The organism is Glaciimonas sp. PAMC28666 (assembly GCF_016917355.1).
Classification (GTDB): domain Bacteria; phylum Pseudomonadota; class Gammaproteobacteria; order Burkholderiales; family Burkholderiaceae_D; genus Glaciimonas.
Genome location: NZ_CP070304.1, coordinates 2,205,447 through 2,222,993, shown reverse-complemented (window position 1 = coordinate 2,222,993; position 17,547 = coordinate 2,205,447). Strand labels below are relative to the sequence as shown.

The window sequence follows — 17,547 nt, the reverse complement described above, 5'->3', positions numbered from 1 at the left end:
GATTGGGCCAAACAGAATGCTAAAAAATACAGAGAGCACCTGCAAGAAAAGACCGGTGAAAATATTTTGACAGAAGAAGCTTACCAACGCTTATTGTCAGCGGGCTATGCCATTGTCGATACCGCAGCGGAGAGAGGTGGCAAGAGCGATGAAACCGCCAAGCAATTTATCGCAGAAAACAAAACCAGCACACTATTTAAGGGCACCGCAGCAGAGCGTACTAATCCATTTGCAGGTGGTAATGTAGACGGGTCATGGACACCTGAACAGCAAGCACGGTTTGGTTTAAAAACACCCGCAGAAGTAGCGAGCAAGTTGGTAACAAATGCAAACGACTATCTCGGGAAATCGTGTGGTGATAATTGTGGCGCAAAGTTTGATGCAATTAATGATGCGCTGCTGGCATTAGAAGCTACGAAGCTCTTATATCAAGATGACCTTGGTAGTATTAATTTGATTAACGCACAGATTAATTTGCTTAAGAACGGCATTACCGAAACCGAGTTGGTGCGGGGTGCTGCGCAGTCAATCCCAGAAACCGATAAGGCGATTGCCGCTGCGTTGCTAGGAAGTGGCGTAAAGCCAGCGATCCCCAATAACTTGGTTAGCAGCACTGTAAAAGCGAAACTATTAACAAAACTAGAGCAATCCGGTACGAAACTGACACCTGAAAATGTGGTTGCTATCAAAAAATTAACCGATGGAAGAATTGTATTTTTGGAGCAAGGAAATTCTAAGGGGGGGCTGCAGCATATTATTGAACGACATGCGACAGATTTTGCAAGCAAAGGCATTTCTCAAGCGGATGTGCCTACCGTCGTCATGCAAGCTATAAGCCAAGGAAAATATGTGGGGAAAGCGGGCACTGCGTCCGTATATGAAATTACATATAACGGCATCTCAAAACATATAGCCGTCGGCGTAGCAAATAATGGTTTTATTGTCACCGCTTATCCAGTCACTTCATGGAGGCCATAATGAGGAAACTGACCTTAGTAGCAGAATACTTAACTTCACCAATTTTCGATCACTCTGTAGAGCATATGGGACCTGTGGAGCTTTCAGAACTGGCGTTGAGCATCTCCCTTGTACAAGAGATTGAAGAATGGGATCGTATTTTCCAAGCAACATTGTGCCAAAACTATCCGCCACACTCTAGGTTTAAGATAGAAGAAGAACTACAAATTTTTAATGAAAAAGGTTATCAGATTTCAATAAAACTACAAAAAGAGTTGAAACAAAAATATGAAATTACTTACGTCCCACAGTCATGGTAATTTCTTACCAAAAGTTTCAGAGATTTTGCTGTACTTGCCAACATGGTCGGTGAGTTGGCACAAGGACAGTGGGCCGACGGCTCCCCCCAAAAGATCGCCCTGCACGGTATTGTCGGACTGATCCAGGCAAAGATCGGTGACAGCAGCGCCACTGGCGGCGTCGCAGCAGGCATGAGTGTTGAAAAGATGTCACCGCTCATTAGCGAATATCTGCTCAATAACGGCTACGACATCAGCAGCAAGGAAGGACTGCAGGCCTACAACGACATGATGGGACTGGGAGCGACGCTGGTCGGTGCGGCTGCAGGGGGATTGGCAGGCGGCGGGATGGATAGCGCTGGCATGGGCGGGATGATGGGGAAGAATGCGGACACTAATAATCGGCAAATGCATCCGGCTGAGGTTGACCTGATCAAAAAAAATGCGGAACGATTTGCAAAAGAGTTTTATAAAACAGATAAACCCACGGCAGAACAATTGCAAGGTGCAGTAGCCATGTTAGCCAATACCGCGCAAAATCTGATTGATTACAATCTTGGCTACGACGTGCCTTATTTTAAACAGGCAGAATCTTTTTTACATACGCTGCAATCAGAGTACGCATCCACCGATCCGACACTATCCATCGGGAATGGACAATACCTGTTCTATGCCACCAATGACCAAAAAAATTCACCGTATATCAACAGCGGTTACGTTGATAAAGAAATTGCCGGTGTGATCATTAAAGCGCCGATCAGAAAACCTGAAATACCCGGCGAAAATAATAGCAAACGCGATCCTGCGACCAACTTGCCGTTGGATGAAGAAGGACGCTATGCGCAACAGATTGTAGTCGATGGAAAAATGCATGCGCCGAAATACTTCCCGTGTCCGCGGGCTTCCGCTGGCTGTGGCGGGCAGAATCTGGATATGTCTGACCCGGGGACGGCGGCTTATGTGACGGCGTTGGATAAGAAGATATTTCGTGACATTGGAACTGCGGCAACTATCGCAGGAGTGTTAAATCCTGTAGGAGCCATAGGCACTGCCGCTGCGGCTACCGGAATATTTGCAAGTGCCGGATCAATGTTAGTCGATGATCCATTCACGACGCTTGGGAAGGAGGTCGTTACTCGCGGAGTAGATAAATATCTAACAGAAGTGTTGCAGATATCAGGGGGATCAGCCACCCGAATAATTAACCTCATCGATTTGGCTGGTGGATGGGATGCATTTGTGAATCGTGCTAAAGAGGAGACTAAACCAGAAAAATCGAATAACGGGAGAAAATAATGAGTAAAAAAATGATTTTTCTTCTCAGTATGAGTACGTTGGCTGGATTAAATTCATATTTCAGATTTTGGGGTGAGTGGTTAAATTTTTCAGGTATTTTTGGGATGCAGATATTAATGCTTTGCACTATTCATTCATATTTAAATGGGACAACAATTTACCTTGGTGCTTTTTCACTGAAGCCAAATGCTGAACCTATTGCACGTAAAATATTTTGCGTAACGGCATTAGTCGTTTACTTTTTATTGTTTTTAAAAAAATAAAACTTAATGATGGAAGGCTTGCCTCACCTTGGAAAAAGAAGTGATGACGCATTCAGGGCTATTCACCCGGTTCATAGGACTTCAACGACATGATGAATCTGGGCGCGACGCTGGTCGGTGCGGCCTCTGGGGCGCTGCCGGGATGCCGGGATAGGTGCGAATGTCGGGGTGATTGCGGATGCTAATAATCGGCAGTTGCATGAAGATGGGAAGGCTAAAGAAAAAACGTTAGCGAAGAAACTGGCGGAAAACAGCAACGGGAAATACACCGTCGAGCAAGTAGAGGACGCGATGCGTGCTGGTGGCAATAGTGCGTTGGGAGAAGATGTCACGACCGGTATGGTTGTGGACGGCATCAAAAATCCCGACGGTGTATATGATACTGGCGCGAAGTGGAGGCCAGGCGGAGACTATTTAATAGAGCAAGTGCAAGGTAGCGTTGACCCTGCGTTGGCGGCCTATATCCAGGCGGGTACGGGTGGTGCCAATTCGGCATATAACTGGGATCCGGTAACGCTGGGAGATGTGACGCCTGGCGTACCGTCAAGGGATGATATTTTTTCTATGAACAATCCGTACACACCAAAAATTTCATGCATATCAGCGGACTGCATTCCTCAGGGACGTCCGGGGGCTGGGCCTGATTACATGTCTGTATCGGCTAACTTTTATCTTTTCTCTGGCGGTGGTGCAATTAATTTGCACAACGGCCGGATAGTTGGTCAATGGGGATTAGGGCGATCCTATCCGGGGTATTCAATAAAACCGGGTGGTTCAATTATGTTCGGATACATTATAGGTGGAGCAAATTCAAAATCCACTAACAGTTTTTTACCTGGCGCAGGTGGGCAAGGTTCTGTCATCTTGCCATTTCCGCTGTTCCCTTTAATTGGCGCAGGAGGTGGGATTAATCAAGGTTATGGGGGAGGTACATCTATTGAGTATGGCATTGGAACTCCGGGAGTGGGTGTAACGCCAGTTGGATACGGTTTCGATGTAAATGGTAACCGAGTAACAAAAAATGAATAATAAAAAGCGATATAAAGAATTACTCATAGAGATATGTACCAAAACTCGTGATGAGCGTTATTTGGATGCTTCTAAGAAGGATAGGTTAAGTTATTGGACATTCATTGTTTTAGTTATCGCCATCATTATTTATATGTTTTATTTTAAATAATTTGTTACATGCTCATGCCTTGTTCTGGTCTTTTATTAAATCAAAAAAAGCTGCTCCCAATCCCGTTAATTTGACGGGACGGGACGGGATGAGCGCCGGTGCAGTCCGGCGAAGAAGCGTGACGCACAAAATAGTCTCCCCACACAGCATCCGTATAATGGCGCGATGCACAACCCCCAACGGCAACATCAAAGGCACCCCCCACGCACGCACCGCGTGCGTCTGGATATCCTCTCTCTGGAGGCAAAAACCGCGTCTGGAAAAATCCCCCCGCGTAAGAGCGTGTCTGGAAAATGGATCGCCCGGCAAGCCCCGCCCCGTCTGGGTCGGCGGCGTTTGGCGGTGAATATTGCGTCGGACTGCCCTGATGCTAATAATCGGCAGTTGCATCAAAGTGAAAAAGATTTAATTGCCAAGAAAGCTAACGGAAACAAAGATGAAGAAAAACGTCTCACGCAAGCGGCATGCTATGAAGTGAAGTGTTGGGAGCAATATCCCGAAGGTAGTCAAGAACGTGAGACCAATTATGTTGGTGTCATGGATGCTTATACGTTAAAGGATGAACTGACTTGGATTAAGTTACAACAGACTGAAGGTCAGTTTGGGTATTCAGCGATGGATAGTATTACTGATCGTATGCTTTCTGAAGATATTCCGGTAGCTAAAAATGTCGGAAAAGTTGCGACAGGCGGACTAACTGCCTACGTCGGTGCAACAATTTGTGGAACCACAGGGATTGGCTGTTTGGCAGGCGGAGGATGGATGATTGGGGCGGGAACAAGTACCGCCATTGATGGCGGGACGGGGCTGTATAACCAATATAACGGTAGGGGAACGACCGGTATAGATCCATTAAGGCATGGATTTAATCAAGTATTGCCACAAGGGTGGGGTGATATCGCTTACGACGGAATGAATTTAGTATTTTCAATAGGAGCTTTAAAAGCGCATGTTCCACTTAAAGTTGGTGCTTCAGATGGAATTAATCGAACCAGTTCGTTATTCGGAGTCAAGGTCCCGCGTGTCGGCAACGCTACTTTAAATCCTTTAACGGGGATGCCATTGCCTTATGGAATAACACAAGGAACGCTACTTTTCGGTATTGGCTCAAATGGACTAGAAGTAATAAACCAAATCCATAATTCGAAGGAGTGAAATGAATTGGCAAAGATTGTATGCAACTTTTCAGATAAAAAATATTGGTAGGTTCAATAGCGATCGGTTCGGGAATATGTTGGGGGGGTTGCGATAAATGCATTAAGCCAATTTGTGTTTGGTTTAGATAAATGTAGCGCTTTATATTGGAAAGGTATTCCCTCCTCCATATTGATAACTATAATATCGTTCTTATGCCTGCCAAAGGCTTTGATGAAAACAGGTACGCTTAGCGATGATCCAGAAAAATTTGGACCTTGGTTCAAATAGGTTCTGTCGCGCCGGCGGCGCCGGCATGCCCAAGAGTGGGGACGCCACCAGCCACACCGACAGCGTCATCAGCCCGTCCACAGTTACCATCACCGGCACTGGCGACGCCACCACCCACGCCCACAGCCAGGCCACCGCCGAGACCTTAACGCAGCGCGATGCCGCTACCGCCAACGAGACCCTCAGCAACACCTTAACCCTGCAGCAAGCCCACAATTTACAGGCAGAACAACAACGCGCACAAGACAACCAGCGCGCCGCCGACATCGCCGGCGCAGCCCTCAACGGCATGGTCGGCGACATCGCACAAAAAGCCGGCTACCCCGACGGCTCCCCCCAAAAGATCGCGCTGCACGGTATCGTCGGACTGATCCAGGCAAAGATCGGTGACAGCAGCGCTGCTGGCGGCGTCGCAGCAGGCATGAGTGTTGAAAAGATGTCACCGCTCATTAGCGACTACCTGCTCAATAACGGCTACGACATCAGCAGCAAGGAAGGACTGCAGGCCTACAACGACATGATGGGACTGGGAGCCACGCTGGTCGGTGCGGCTGCAGGCGGATTGGCAGGCGGCGGGATGGATAGCGCTGGCATGGGCGGGATGATGGGGAAGAATGCGGACGCCAACAACCGCGCCCTTCATCCGAAAGAAGCCGAACTCATTAAACAAAACGCACGTCGTTTTGCGAAAGAAAAGTACAAGACAGATGACCCTACGCCAGAGCAAATCCTGGGTGCGTTATCATCGCTGGCAAACACAGCCCAAAATCTAGTTGATTATAATCTCGGCTACGACGTGCCATACTCAGCAAAGGCAGAAGCGTTCTTACATACTTTGCAGTCGGAATATGCCGCGACTAATCCAAGCCTTTCGATCGGTAATGGACAGTTTCTGTTCTATGGGACGAACGATCAAAAAAACTCACCCTATATCAACAGCGGTTACGTGGATAAAGAAATTGCCGGTGTGATTATTAAAGCGCCGATCAGACAACCAAAAATAGCGGGCGCGAATAAGATAAAGCGCGATCCGGCGACAAACTTGCCGCTGGATGACGAAGGTCGCTACGCACAACAAATATCGGTGGATGGAAAAATGCATGTGCCCAAATATTTCCCTTGTCCGACTGCTTCGGCTGGTTGTGGGGGGCAAAATCTGGATATGTCTGATCCGGGGACGGTGGCTTATGCAAAAGCTCTAGATCAAAAAGTATTTGATGATCTTGGGACTGGTTCGACATATGCCGCACTTATTAATCCCATAGGTGCTATAGGATTTATGGCAACTATCGTTGGAGCGGCCTCTTCTGTTGGCTCAGGGTACGTACAAGGTAAACCCATCGGAGGGTTAGCAAATGTAGCCCTCCAACAAACTGCTCAACAATACTTACAGCGGATATATGGATTGGGTGAAGCCGCAGCAAGTAGAGTTGTTTCTTTGGTGGATTTGGGGGGCGGTTGGAAGGCATTGGCAGATAGAGTACAAAAATATCCTAACACGCGAGAAGATAAATAATGAACAGTATACGGTGGATGAAACTGCTCATTAGTTTAGTCGGTATTAGTAGTGTAATTAAGGGAGTTATATTGGCAAGGAGTGATGCGTTCGATAAAACGATTCTTCTGCTCGGTACTGCAATTTGGTTAATTTGGATCATAAGTGCGGTATTTAAAAATTGGGATTTACCGGCACCTTTCGCATATAGAAAAGGAACCAACCAAGTTGGTAGGATTGCGTATTGTATTCTCGTGACCGTTCTATTTTTTTTTGCGATTTTTCTTCAATGAGAATAGCGAAACGTTAAATAAATCATTATGGGTGTCATGATCAAAGCACCGATCATGCGGCAACTTCCGAGAGTCGGCACATCGCTAATAATCGGCAGTTGCATCAAAGTGAACGCGATTGGGCCAAACAGAACGCGAAGAAATATCGTCAGCAAATCCAAGAAAAGTCCGGCGAAAATATTTCAACAGAAGAAGCCTATCAACGCTTACTGTCAGCGGGCTAAGCCATTGTCGATACCGGAGCAGAAAGAGGTGGTAAAAGCGATGGAACCGCTAAGCAATTTATATTAGCTAACAAGACCGGCAATATATTCAACGCCACTGTCATAGAGCGTACCAACCCATTCTTAAATGGAAATACGGACGGTTCGTGGACGCCGAGCAACAAGCCAGATATGGTGCCAGGAATGCGACCGAATGGGCGAACGAAAGGATGGCGAGGTAAAAAAGTGAACTTAAAAATGTCCTTTGAGTTATCGAGATGGCTCCATTTTGTAATTGCATTTTTGATTGGAACAGGATTAATTGTATTGATTGGGCAATTCTTAGCTGGTCCCTTAATAGTCTGGTTATTTCACGATATCCCCTACCAGCTGCCGACCTGGAATCGTATCGGACGCTGCGCATTAGGTATTTTATTTATAGGTTTCTTTGCCGGAACACTCGCCTGGCATGCCGAGAAACGCAGTTCTGGCCGATGAATGTTAATAATCGGCAGTTGCATCAAAGCGAACGTGATTGGGCCAAACAGAACGCGAAGAAATATAGAGAGCATCTGCAAGAAAAGACTGGCGAAAATATTTCGGCAGAAGAGGCTTACCAACGCTTATTGTCAGCGGGTTATGCCATTGTCGATAGCGCAGCGGAGAGAGGTGGCAAGAGCGATGAAACCGCCAAGCAATTTATCGCAGAAAACAAAACCAGCACACTATTTAAGGCCACCGCAGCAGAGCGTACTAATCCATTTTCAGGTGGTAATGTAGACGGGTCATGGACACCTGAACAGCAAGCACGGTTTGGTTTAAAAACACCCGCAGAAGTAGCGAGCAAGTTGGTAACAAATGCAAACGACTATCTCGGGAAATCGTGTAGTGATAATTGTGGCGCAAAGTTTGATGCAATTAATGATGCGCTACTGGCATTAGAAGCTACGAAGCCCTTATATCAAGATGACCTTGGTAGTATTAATTTGATTAACGCACAGATTAATTTGCTTAAGAACGGCATTACCGAAACCGAGTTGGTGCGGGGTGCTGCGCAGTCAATCGCAGAAACCGATAAGGCGATTGCCGCTGCGTTGTTAGGAAGTGGCGTAAAGCCAGCGATCCCCAATAACTTGGTTAGCAGCACTGTAAAAGCGAAACTATTAACAAAACTAGAGCAATCCGGTACGAAACTGACACCTGAAAATGTGGTTGCTATCAAAAAATTAACCGATGGAAGAATTGTATTTTTGGAGCAAGGAAATTCTAAGGGGGGCTGCAGCATATTATTGAACGACATGCGACAGATTTTGCAAGCAAAGGCATTTCTCAAGCGGATGTGCCTACCGTCGTCATGCAAGCTATAAGCCAAGGAAAATATGTGGGGAAAGCGGGCACTACGTCCGTATATGAAATTACATATAACGGCATCTCAAAACATATAGCCGTCGGCGTAGCAAATAATGGTTTTATTGTCACCGCTTATCCAGTCACTTCATGGAGGCCATAATGAGGAAACTGACCTTAGTAGCAGAATACTTAACTTCACCAATTTTCGATCACTCTGTAGAGCATATGGGACCTGTGGAGCTTTCAGAACTTCCGTTGAGCATCTCCCTTGTAAAAGAGATTGAAGAATGGGATCGTATTTTCCAAGCAACATTGTGCCAAAACTATCCGCCACACTCTAGATTTAAGATAGAAGAAGAACTACAAATTTTTAATGAAAAAGGTTATCAGATTTCAATAAAACTACAACAAGAGTTGAAACAAAAATATGAAATTACTTACGTCCCACAGTCATGGTAATTTCTTACCAAAAGTTTCAGAGATTTTGCTGTACTTGCCAACATGGTCGGTGAGTTGGCACAAGGACAGTGGGCCGACGGTTCCCCACAAAAGATCGCCCTGCACGGCATCGTCGGACTGATCCAGGCAAAAATCGGTGACAGCAGCGCCATTGGCGGCGTCGCAGCAGGCATGAGTGTTGAAAAGATGTCACCGCTCATTAGCGAATATCTGCTCAATAACGGCTACGACACCATCAGCAAGGAAGGACTGCAGGCCTACAACGACATGATGGGACTGGGAGCGACGCCGGTCGGTGCGGCTGCAGGCGGATTGGCTGGCGGCGGGATGGATAGCGCTGGCATGGGCGGGATCATGGGGAAGAATGCGGACGCTAATAATCGGCAGTTGCATCCAACAGAAATGGCGCTAATTAAACAAAACGCTCGTCGTTTTGCAAAAGAAATATACGGCACAGACAATCCAACACCGGAGCAAATACAAGGCGCAATGGCAACGCTGGCAAATACTGCGCAAAATTTGCTTGATTACAATCTCGGCTATGACGTCCCTTATTCTGCAAAGGCAGAAGCGTTCTTACATACGTTGCAGTCTGAATATACGTCAACCAATCCAAGCCTGTCTCTCGGTGAAGGGCAATACCTCTTCTATGCAACGAAAGAGCAAAAAAACTCACCCTATATCAATAGTGGTTACGTCGATAAAGAAATCGCTGGTGTGATTATTAAAGCGCCGATCCGGCAATCGGACATACCTGGCACGAATAAGATAAAGCGCGATCCGGCGACCAACTTGCCGCTCGATGACGAAGGTCGCTACGCGCAACAAATTTCGGTTGACGGGGAAACGCATGCGCCGAAATATTTCCCCTGTCCTACTGCTTCGGCTGGTTGTGGTGGGCAGAATCTGGATATGTCTGATCCGGGGACGGTGGCTTATGTGAGGGCGCTGGATAAGAAGATATTTGATGATGTTGGAAAAGGAACAACAGTTGCTTTACTTGTGAGGCCTGTAGGAGGAATAGGCCTTTTTGCGGGAAGTCTTGGGACATTAATGTCTGTAGCGTCAGGTTTTGTTGATGGAACTCTAGTATCAGCGCTAGCAAAAGAGGCAATAGCAAAAACGGCTACAGCGTATTTAAAAAACGTTTATGGATTATCTGAAATTGCTGCAAATAGAATTACAGCCTTGGTTGATCTAAGTGGAGGATGGCAAATATTTATTGATCGTTCTAAGGAAAAATATAATGAGAACTATGAGGAAAAAAATTGAAAAATTCGAAAATAACCAAATTTATTTCTTATATTGTTGTGTCTGCTGCCACAGCTAAATTATTGATATTACTATTTTTAAAAAATCATATCGAATCGATATTTTGGTGCATTGGGGGGGGGTGGGTTATTTGGTTGATTTTTGCTTTTCGATTTGATAAGGATTTACCGGGAGCCGGCCCATGCAACTATAACGATGGAAAAAATCAAGAGGCTCGCTTTATTTACACCGCAACGGTTGTTGTTATATTTTTTTTCGTTGTCATTTTTTCGTGAGTGCGACTAATCGGCAGTTGCATCCGGATGAAAAAAACTTGCCAAGCGACTGGCGGCTACGACGTGCCCTACTCAGCACAGGCGGAAGCGCTCTTACATACTTTGCACGCGGAATATGCCGCGACTAATCCAAGCCGGTCTATCGGCAATGGACAGTTTCTGTTCTATGCGACGAACGATAAAAAAACTCACCCTATATCAACAGCGGTTACGTCGATAAAGAAATTGCCGGTGTGATCATTAAAGCGCCGATCAGAAAACCTGAAATACCCGGCGAAAATAATAGCAAACGCGATCCTGCGACCAACCTGCCGCTGGACGACGAGGGACGCTATGCGCAACAGATTTTAGTCGATGGAAAAATGCATGCGCCCAAATATTTCCCTTGTCCTACTGCTTCGGCTGGTTGTGGTGGGCAGAATCTGGATATGTCTGATCCGGGGACGGTGGCTTATGTCAGGGCGCAGGATAAGAAGATATTTGATGATATTGGAAAAGGAACAACAGTTACTTTACTTTTGAGGCCTGTAGGAGGAATAGACATTTTTGCGGGAAGTCTTGGGGCTGTAAAACCTGCTTGTTTAAGCCATAAGCCGCGCAGTCTGGGATGCCAGGTGATTGTTGTTTGTTCTTGCCCTGGAAATTTATTATATGGGGTGGGTAGCTCGCCTGAATATTATTACTGATGACCAATCATCGTTTCTCTTTTTTGTTATGCCCCATCGGCCGCATGCATATTTTTGTCTTTACAGCATTTCTCTGGTCGTTGAACGCTCCGAAGAATCCAAACAACGAAAGTGAAAAAATGAAAGAGCAACCTCACCCTTCTCATTGGGTACGTTTCGCTGAAATATTTTTTAGTGGAGTGGCGAAAGCAACAATGGCAGTTGTCGCGATCGATGGCATTATTCTTGTTTTATTAAGTGGCGATTTAAGTGGGATTGGTGCACCGACATCCCGTAAGGATTTCTATATTTTTTTATTGATAATACTGGCCGTGGTTCTCTGCGCCATTCTTGTTGTACTGGCGAACCAGCCGTGAATCGGGTGGCTGCTGGACAAGTTATTTCGCAAGGCGAAAATAGTCTTAATTAACTATCACCCTCATTTCATGTGTACCGAATGCATTTGGTAACCGCAGCAAAATCAAAGAACAAATACTGTACATTTCTATGACAAAAGATGGTCAGACAGAAGCGAGTATTCCGGATACGATCAAGAAACTCGCCCGAAGAATGGCATATGCAAGTGTGCAGGAACAACAGCAGACAAGAGACCAATTTTTGAAATAATTTACGGCCCGATGATGCTGCAATGCACCTTATTTGCATAAGGAGATAACGCAAAGACAAAGCATATGGTGCGGCCTTACAAAACGGCAGCGGCGCATTGCAGAAATACAAGCGGTAATGGACGTTAAGAAAATGTCGTTTCTAAGCTGATTGGTAAAAGCATTTGATGATGGATTTACACAAGGATACGGTAGCCAAACCAGTGGCTAGGAATATGCGGAGACTCGAATCGGGAAGAGGCGATAGGTTAAGTACGCATTATTTTAGCCATCGCCAACATTCTTTATTTGTTTTTTGAATACCAGCCTTTTCAGCAAAGAAATTAATTTTGAACATATATCATCTTGGACTCATACACAGTAGTATTCCCGAGACGCCATCGCATTTACTTGTAGCCCACCAGAGCGCAGCGGAAGCGGAAACACCATTTTTCGCTATTTCAATCCACAAGCTTCTCGTGTTGTCGTTTTGTACCCTCGGGCTTTACCCAATTTACTGGTTCTATCGAAACTGGCAACTTGTCAAAGAGCGAGAACAGATCAATGTTTTACCTTTCGCACGGGCGTTCTTCGCTTTTTTCTTTTGCTATCAGATGTTCAAAAAGATCCGCGATTTCAAAATACCGAATGCGAATCGGAGTAACCTACAGGCGGGTCTGTTAGCCGTAGCCTGGATTGTTGCAGCGCTTATTAGTCATTTTTTTGGAGGCTTTTATTTGCTCATTTCATTGAGCGCGCCAATCATCTTTGTGCCTGTGCAAATCCGCGTAAATCAGATTAATGATGCAGTCGCACCAGATCATGACAAGAATAATCGTTTCAGCGCATTAAATTGGCTGACCATCGTCTTAGGCGGTCCCTTGTTGTTATTGACTGTGCTCGGTAGCTTCCTGCCAACCAAATAAATTTACATTTCTCGAAAGTCTGTTAACTAATCTCGGTACCAACGTCAAGCCACTCTTTACTCTACTTCCAAGCTACGCCACCAATCGCTCGCTACTGACGGTATGAATCCGGTAAAATCTATCCTCGCCCAGGGTATTTTTGCTGTGGGTCCCTAATTCCAACAAGTCCTACCGAGACACCACCATGCCAACAGTTCGTTTAGACGGTAGCCTGCTGACCGATTGGGACGCTTTTCATACCGAGTCCCAGAAAATCTTCGGCTTCCCTGACTTTTATGGTCGCAATATGAGTGCCTGGATAGATTGTCTGAGCTATTTGCGCGACGATGAAAGTATGAGCAAATTTCGATTGAAGCCGGATGAAACGTTGATCATCGAAGTACACGATAGCGCGCTGTTGCAGCAACAATCACCGGAGATCGCGGAGGAACTGGCGTTTTGCGTCAGCGCGATTAATGAGCGCTATGACGACTATGGCGAAAAAGCCGCGCTGGTCTTACGTTTGGTATAAGTACTCAGACTGGACGGAGACCTTACGGGCACACACGTTGCGACGATAGATGCACGCTGCTTATTGTTGATTATCTTTGGTACTTATTGGTACTTATTGGTAATCCTTGATAATAATTAATAACCAGCGTACACGCTCCAGTTACACCTTAAATGTCGCCAACTTCTTTGGCACCGCTATGTTCTTAAGCGTCACATACTGCGGCAAGCCGTTGAGGTATTGCGGATAGTCCTCACCTTGAATCAGCGGTAACAGATAACGTTTACATTTCTCGGTGATTCCAAACCCGTCGCGGCTAATAAAGTCTTTGGGCATAAACTTTTCAACGTTTGCCACGTCTTTCAGATCGGCCACGCCAATCCGATATTTGTAGGGAACGTCAGACAGGCGTTGAATCGTCGGCATCACGGCGTTGCGACCTTTTACGGCCAGTTCAACCGCGGCCTGACCGAGTTGATAGGCCTGCTTTACATCGGTCCTGGAGGCGATGTGGCGGGCTGAGCGCTGCAGGTAATCCGCCACTGCCCAGTGAAATTTGTAGCCTAACGCGTCCTTGATGATATTTGCGACGACCGGTGCTGCACCGCCCAACTGGGCGTGACCGAACGCATCGGTGCTGCCTTGTTCTGCGAGAAATCTGCCATCCGCGTAATGGAAACCTTCGGAGACGACGATGGTGCAGTAGCCGAATTTTTTAACGTTTGCGTCGACCCTGGCAAGGAATTTTTTCTGATCGAAGACGACTTCCGGAAATAGAATCACGACCGGAATATTATGATCGATGAGCAACCCGCCTGCGGCCGCAATCCAGCCGGCATGGCGGCCCATCACCTCAAGGACAAAAATTTTGGTGGAGGTTTTTGCCATCGATTTCACATCGAATGAGGCTTCCAGTGTCGACACGGCTACGTACTTGGCGACCGAACCAAAGCCGGGGCAACAGTCGGTGATCGGAAGATCGTTATCGATCGTTTTCGGCACATGGATGGCTTGTACCGGATAGCCCAAAGCTTCAGAAAGCTGTGAAACCTTGAAGCAGGTATCCGCCGAATCGCCGCCGCCGTTATAGAAAAAATAGCCAATGTTATGCGCCTTGAAGACGGCGATCAGTCGTTCGTATTCACGCTTGTTGGCTTCGAGACTTTTCAATTTATAGCGACACGAGCCAAATGCACCTGAGGGCGTAAACCGCAGGGCTGCGATGTCGGCGACAGATTCTTTGGTGGTGTCGATCAGGTCTTCGGTCAGGGCGCCGATGATGCCGTTACGACCAGCATAGACTTTGCCGATGGTGTCTTTGTGCTTGCGCGCCGTTTCAATTAACCCGCAGGCGGAAGCATTGATGACGGCAGTAACGCCACCGGATTGCGCGTAAAAGGCGTTCTTTTTAGCCATGGATTTATTCTCCGAGTTGTCGATGCATTCACCCAAGCAGTATTGCCAGTTGTGCGGCAGATTGCAATCGTTTCCAGTCGGTGCTCGGGCTTGATTTATTAGCGCCGCCCACCAAGGCGGCGCGAACGGGCAAGTCGAACGGGATAGTGCTCACTATTACTATTACTATTACTATTACTATTACTATTACCGTTTCCGTGCGTTAACTTGCCCATTAACTTCTTATTTGGCTTCGTTGGTTTTCATCCACTCGGTTAATGCAACGCGGCCCGTTGTCGAGAAATCTGTAAAGACGCCGTCAATGCCGAGATCGAAATACGCCTTGTATTCCGCTTTAGGGTCGCCGTTATAGGTTTTGGTTAAACGCACTGCCTCATCCCGGAAGGTATATGGGTGAACAAATAAACCAGCCTTATGGGCGTCGGCCACCAGCGTTGTCGGCGCCATGTTGGAAGCCTGATCCAGGGTTTTGACAGCGTTACCGGCAGCATCGACGCCTTGCGGTGGCAGAATATACAGTTTCCACGGACCGATACCATCCGCATAGGTCTTGATTTCTGCCAGACCAGCTGGCGTGACCATGGCAGCAAATGTGTGAGGATCGTTGGCTTGCAGCCACGAGAACGGTTTGGCGGTATCCGGTGAGCCATAAGTCATGGCGCCGGTTTTGAAGTTGGTGCCGTCACCGTCAATTAATTGCACAACCTTGGTTTTCAAACCCATTTTGCGCATCATTTTTAAACTGGCTGGCTCAAACGACTGCACAAAAACCGGTGAGTCCGGCGTGTTCCAACCTTCTTTGATCAGCATTGCCAGCAATTTTTCTTCCAGCGGCACACCTAACTGACGTTGATAAATCGGATTTTTCGTTTCCGGATAAATAAACATTCTGCGCTGAGGATTGGCTGCGATGGTCTCTTTGGTGAGATCAATCACTTCCTGGAACGTGGCCAGCGGATACATCCCGTCATATTGTTTGCTCCGCGTGGCGATCGGCTGTCTGACCCGCAACGTCTTTAATTCGGCGGCGGTAAAATCACTGAAATACCATTCAGGACCGGTCGCCACGCCATCGACCATGCGCGATTTTTTGCGCGAGGCGAATTCGGGATGGTTGGCGACGTCGGTGGTGTCACTTAAAAAGACGTTATGACAGGCAAATAAAACCCCATCGCTGGAAGATTGCAGATCGAGTTCGAGCGCATCGGTCCCGGCGGCAATGGCAGCGCGGTAGCCTGCAATGACTTCTTCGGGATAAAGACCCGGCAATCCTCGATGCCCGACAATCAAAGGCGCGCTGCCATCCAACGTTTTGAGGTGACCGGCATTTCCAGCAGCTTGCAAATTGCCGCTATTGCCTGCGCACCCCGCGATCAAGAGCGTGGCGGTGATGAGGGAAGCGGTAACGGTGAGTGATCGTTTCATAGAGCCTTTGAGATGGGTTTACGGGAGTTACCGGCATCATTTTGGCACGGTTAAAAAATGCCGAAAATTGATAGCTTATTAGATAATGTAGTAAACACTCGCTGGATGACCCCGTGATGACCGGTTTGTGACTCGTGCGTGACTCGTGCGTGACTGGTGGGTGATTAGTTGGTGATTAGTGCGTAACCAGTTCGCGTACTCGGAGTGCCCTACTTTCGACTAACCTACGCCTGACAGAAAGTGCACCGCCGCCCGCGTGCATTGGTTTAAAAATTGCGCTGTCCGCAGCCGTCAGGATAGTGTGGATTTTTTATCAGGCCACCGCGATCTGGGCCAGCCATTCCGTTGGAGAAGCGCCGATGCGCTGACTAAACACGCGGGTAAATGCAGTTGGACTCATATAGCCCACAGCGGGCGCGACCAGTTTCAACGACTGACCGGCCCGCAGCAATACCTGCGCCACGCCAACGCGCCAGTCTGTCAGATAATCCAGCGGTGTCATGCCGACCGTCTCGCGAAAGTGGACTGCGAAACGCGCTCTGGACATACCTGCGGATTCGGCTAATTGCTCCAGCGACCAACTTTGTTCGGGACGCTCATGCATGGCGGTGATGGCTTTGGCCAGGCGCGGATCTCCGAGGCCCGCCAAAATACCCCCACCGACCAACTTGTTACTCATCGCATGGCGCAGTAGCAGGACCATCAAATATTCCGTGAGGCGGTCAATCGCAGCCTGACGGCCGCATTTATCAGAAAACGCCTCCGCAAACAACAACGCCAACATCGGCTTGAGACTGGGTACCGACTCGAGCGGTATCACCATGACTTCCGGTAGCGCCCGCATCACGGGATTTTCCAGGCCGTTGCCGAATTGAATCGTGGCGCATACCATTTCAGTATTGTCGCGTTCCTCTACATGCAGCCGATGCGCACTCGGCCGCGGGAAAAACAACACCGATGGCTCGGTAATAATAATGGGGTCAAGGCGCGGACGGAAAACCGTCAGACGGCCGGTGCTGATGAGATGAATATGCCCGTTGCCCTCGGTCAGATCGGCGTCGGCGCTTCCACATAGTGAACCTATATGAAATACCCGCGCCGAGGGGGCAAATCGTGCAAACAACGGTGATAAGCGATCCATTTAATTTCTCACTTTGATACTAACTGCATTATTTAGAAGACTATTGATGACAAATAGTATCACTTTCAATGGCATGATTCTACTCATGCACTTAGCACTCCAACCGATCAAC

Annotated in this window: 19 protein-coding genes; 16 read left to right on the top strand and 3 right to left on the bottom strand. The window is 47.4% G+C overall.

The features are described from left to right. Positions 1–66 precede the first annotated feature (66 nt). The 16 genes from JQN73_RS09465 to JQN73_RS09390 all read left to right on the top strand — a co-directional run bounded on the left by JQN73_RS09465 (position 67) and on the right by JQN73_RS09390 (position 13,474). Positions 67–978 carry a hypothetical protein gene (locus JQN73_RS09465; protein ID WP_205322801.1) on the top strand — a complete coding sequence of 304 codons (912 nt, stop codon included), beginning with the start codon at positions 67–69 and terminating at the stop codon, positions 976–978. Next, positions 978–1,277 carry a hypothetical protein gene (locus tag JQN73_RS09460; protein WP_205322800.1) on the top strand — a complete coding sequence of 100 codons (300 nt, stop codon included), beginning with the start codon at positions 978–980 and terminating at the stop codon, positions 1,275–1,277. The genes JQN73_RS09465 and JQN73_RS09460 overlap by 1 nt, the downstream gene beginning before the upstream one ends. Positions 1,278–1,319: 42 nt before the next feature. Next, positions 1,320–2,552, top strand: coding sequence for a hypothetical protein (locus JQN73_RS09455; RefSeq protein WP_205322799.1), 1,233 nt, complete (start codon positions 1,320–1,322; stop codon positions 2,550–2,552). Then, positions 2,552–2,815 (top strand): hypothetical protein, encoded by a 264-nt coding sequence (locus tag JQN73_RS09450; RefSeq protein ID WP_205322798.1) that lies wholly within the window; start codon positions 2,552–2,554, stop codon positions 2,813–2,815. Before JQN73_RS09455 ends, JQN73_RS09450 begins: the two co-directional genes overlap by 1 nt. A 168-nt stretch (positions 2,816–2,983) precedes the next feature. Continuing rightward, a complete protein-coding gene (locus tag JQN73_RS09445; protein ID WP_205322797.1) occupies positions 2,984–3,844 on the top strand; it encodes a polymorphic toxin type 22 domain-containing protein in 861 nt (286 codons plus the stop codon). Between the two features lie 487 nt (positions 3,845–4,331). Beyond that, on the top strand, positions 4,332–5,150 hold the full coding sequence (locus JQN73_RS09440; RefSeq protein WP_205322796.1) for a hypothetical protein: 819 nt from the start codon (positions 4,332–4,334) through the stop codon (positions 5,148–5,150). Positions 5,151–5,445: 295 nt separating this feature from the next. After that, positions 5,446–6,936 carry a hypothetical protein gene (locus JQN73_RS09435; protein ID WP_205322795.1) on the top strand — a complete coding sequence of 497 codons (1,491 nt, stop codon included), beginning with the start codon at positions 5,446–5,448 and terminating at the stop codon, positions 6,934–6,936. A 753-nt stretch (positions 6,937–7,689) separates the two neighbouring features. Continuing rightward, positions 7,690–8,778, top strand: a complete 1,089-nt coding sequence (locus JQN73_RS09430; protein ID WP_205322794.1) for a hypothetical protein — start codon at positions 7,690–7,692, stop codon at positions 8,776–8,778. Next, entirely contained in the window at positions 8,688–8,921 is a 234-nt protein-coding gene (locus tag JQN73_RS22770; protein ID WP_205323289.1) for a hypothetical protein, read from the top strand. The genes JQN73_RS09430 and JQN73_RS22770 overlap by 91 nt, the downstream gene beginning before the upstream one ends. Then, positions 8,921–9,220, top strand: a complete 300-nt coding sequence (locus JQN73_RS09420; RefSeq protein WP_205322793.1) for a hypothetical protein — start codon at positions 8,921–8,923, stop codon at positions 9,218–9,220. The genes JQN73_RS22770 and JQN73_RS09420 overlap by 1 nt, the downstream gene beginning before the upstream one ends. A gap of 42 nt (positions 9,221–9,262) precedes the next feature. Further along, positions 9,263–10,492 carry a hypothetical protein gene (locus tag JQN73_RS09415; RefSeq protein ID WP_205322792.1) on the top strand — a complete coding sequence of 410 codons (1,230 nt, stop codon included), beginning with the start codon at positions 9,263–9,265 and terminating at the stop codon, positions 10,490–10,492. Further along, a complete protein-coding gene (locus JQN73_RS09410) occupies positions 10,489–10,767 on the top strand; it encodes a hypothetical protein (protein ID WP_205322791.1) in 279 nt (92 codons plus the stop codon). The genes JQN73_RS09415 and JQN73_RS09410 overlap by 4 nt, the downstream gene beginning before the upstream one ends. Before the next feature lie 233 nt (positions 10,768–11,000). Further along, entirely contained in the window at positions 11,001–11,453 is a 453-nt protein-coding gene (locus JQN73_RS09405; RefSeq protein ID WP_205322790.1) for a hypothetical protein, read from the top strand. Continuing rightward, positions 11,453–11,809 carry a hypothetical protein gene (locus JQN73_RS09400; RefSeq protein ID WP_205322789.1) on the top strand — a complete coding sequence of 119 codons (357 nt, stop codon included), beginning with the start codon at positions 11,453–11,455 and terminating at the stop codon, positions 11,807–11,809. Before JQN73_RS09405 ends, JQN73_RS09400 begins: the two co-directional genes overlap by 1 nt. A gap of 578 nt (positions 11,810–12,387) precedes the next feature. Beyond that, entirely contained in the window at positions 12,388–12,963 is a 576-nt protein-coding gene (locus tag JQN73_RS09395; RefSeq protein WP_205322788.1) for a DUF4234 domain-containing protein, read from the top strand. 184 nt (positions 12,964–13,147) lie between these two features. Further along, positions 13,148–13,474, top strand: a complete 327-nt coding sequence (locus tag JQN73_RS09390) for a barstar family protein (RefSeq protein WP_205322787.1) — start codon at positions 13,148–13,150, stop codon at positions 13,472–13,474. 141 nt (positions 13,475–13,615) lie between these two features. On the opposite strand, the gene JQN73_RS09385 is transcribed toward JQN73_RS09390, so the two are convergent. The 3 genes from JQN73_RS09385 to JQN73_RS09375 form a co-directional block, all read right to left on the bottom strand. After that, positions 13,616–14,869, bottom strand: coding sequence for a 6-phosphofructokinase (locus JQN73_RS09385; RefSeq protein WP_205322786.1), 1,254 nt, complete (start codon positions 14,867–14,869; stop codon positions 13,616–13,618). 222 nt (positions 14,870–15,091) lie between these two features. Beyond that, positions 15,092–16,294: a glycerophosphodiester phosphodiesterase family protein gene (locus JQN73_RS09380; protein WP_205322785.1), complete on the bottom strand. Its 1,203-nt coding sequence runs from the start codon at positions 16,292–16,294 to the stop codon at positions 15,092–15,094. Positions 16,295–16,607: 313 nt separating this feature from the next. After that, entirely contained in the window at positions 16,608–17,435 is an 828-nt protein-coding gene (locus JQN73_RS09375; protein WP_205322784.1) for an AraC family transcriptional regulator, read from the bottom strand. Positions 17,436–17,547: the final 112 nt, after the last annotated feature.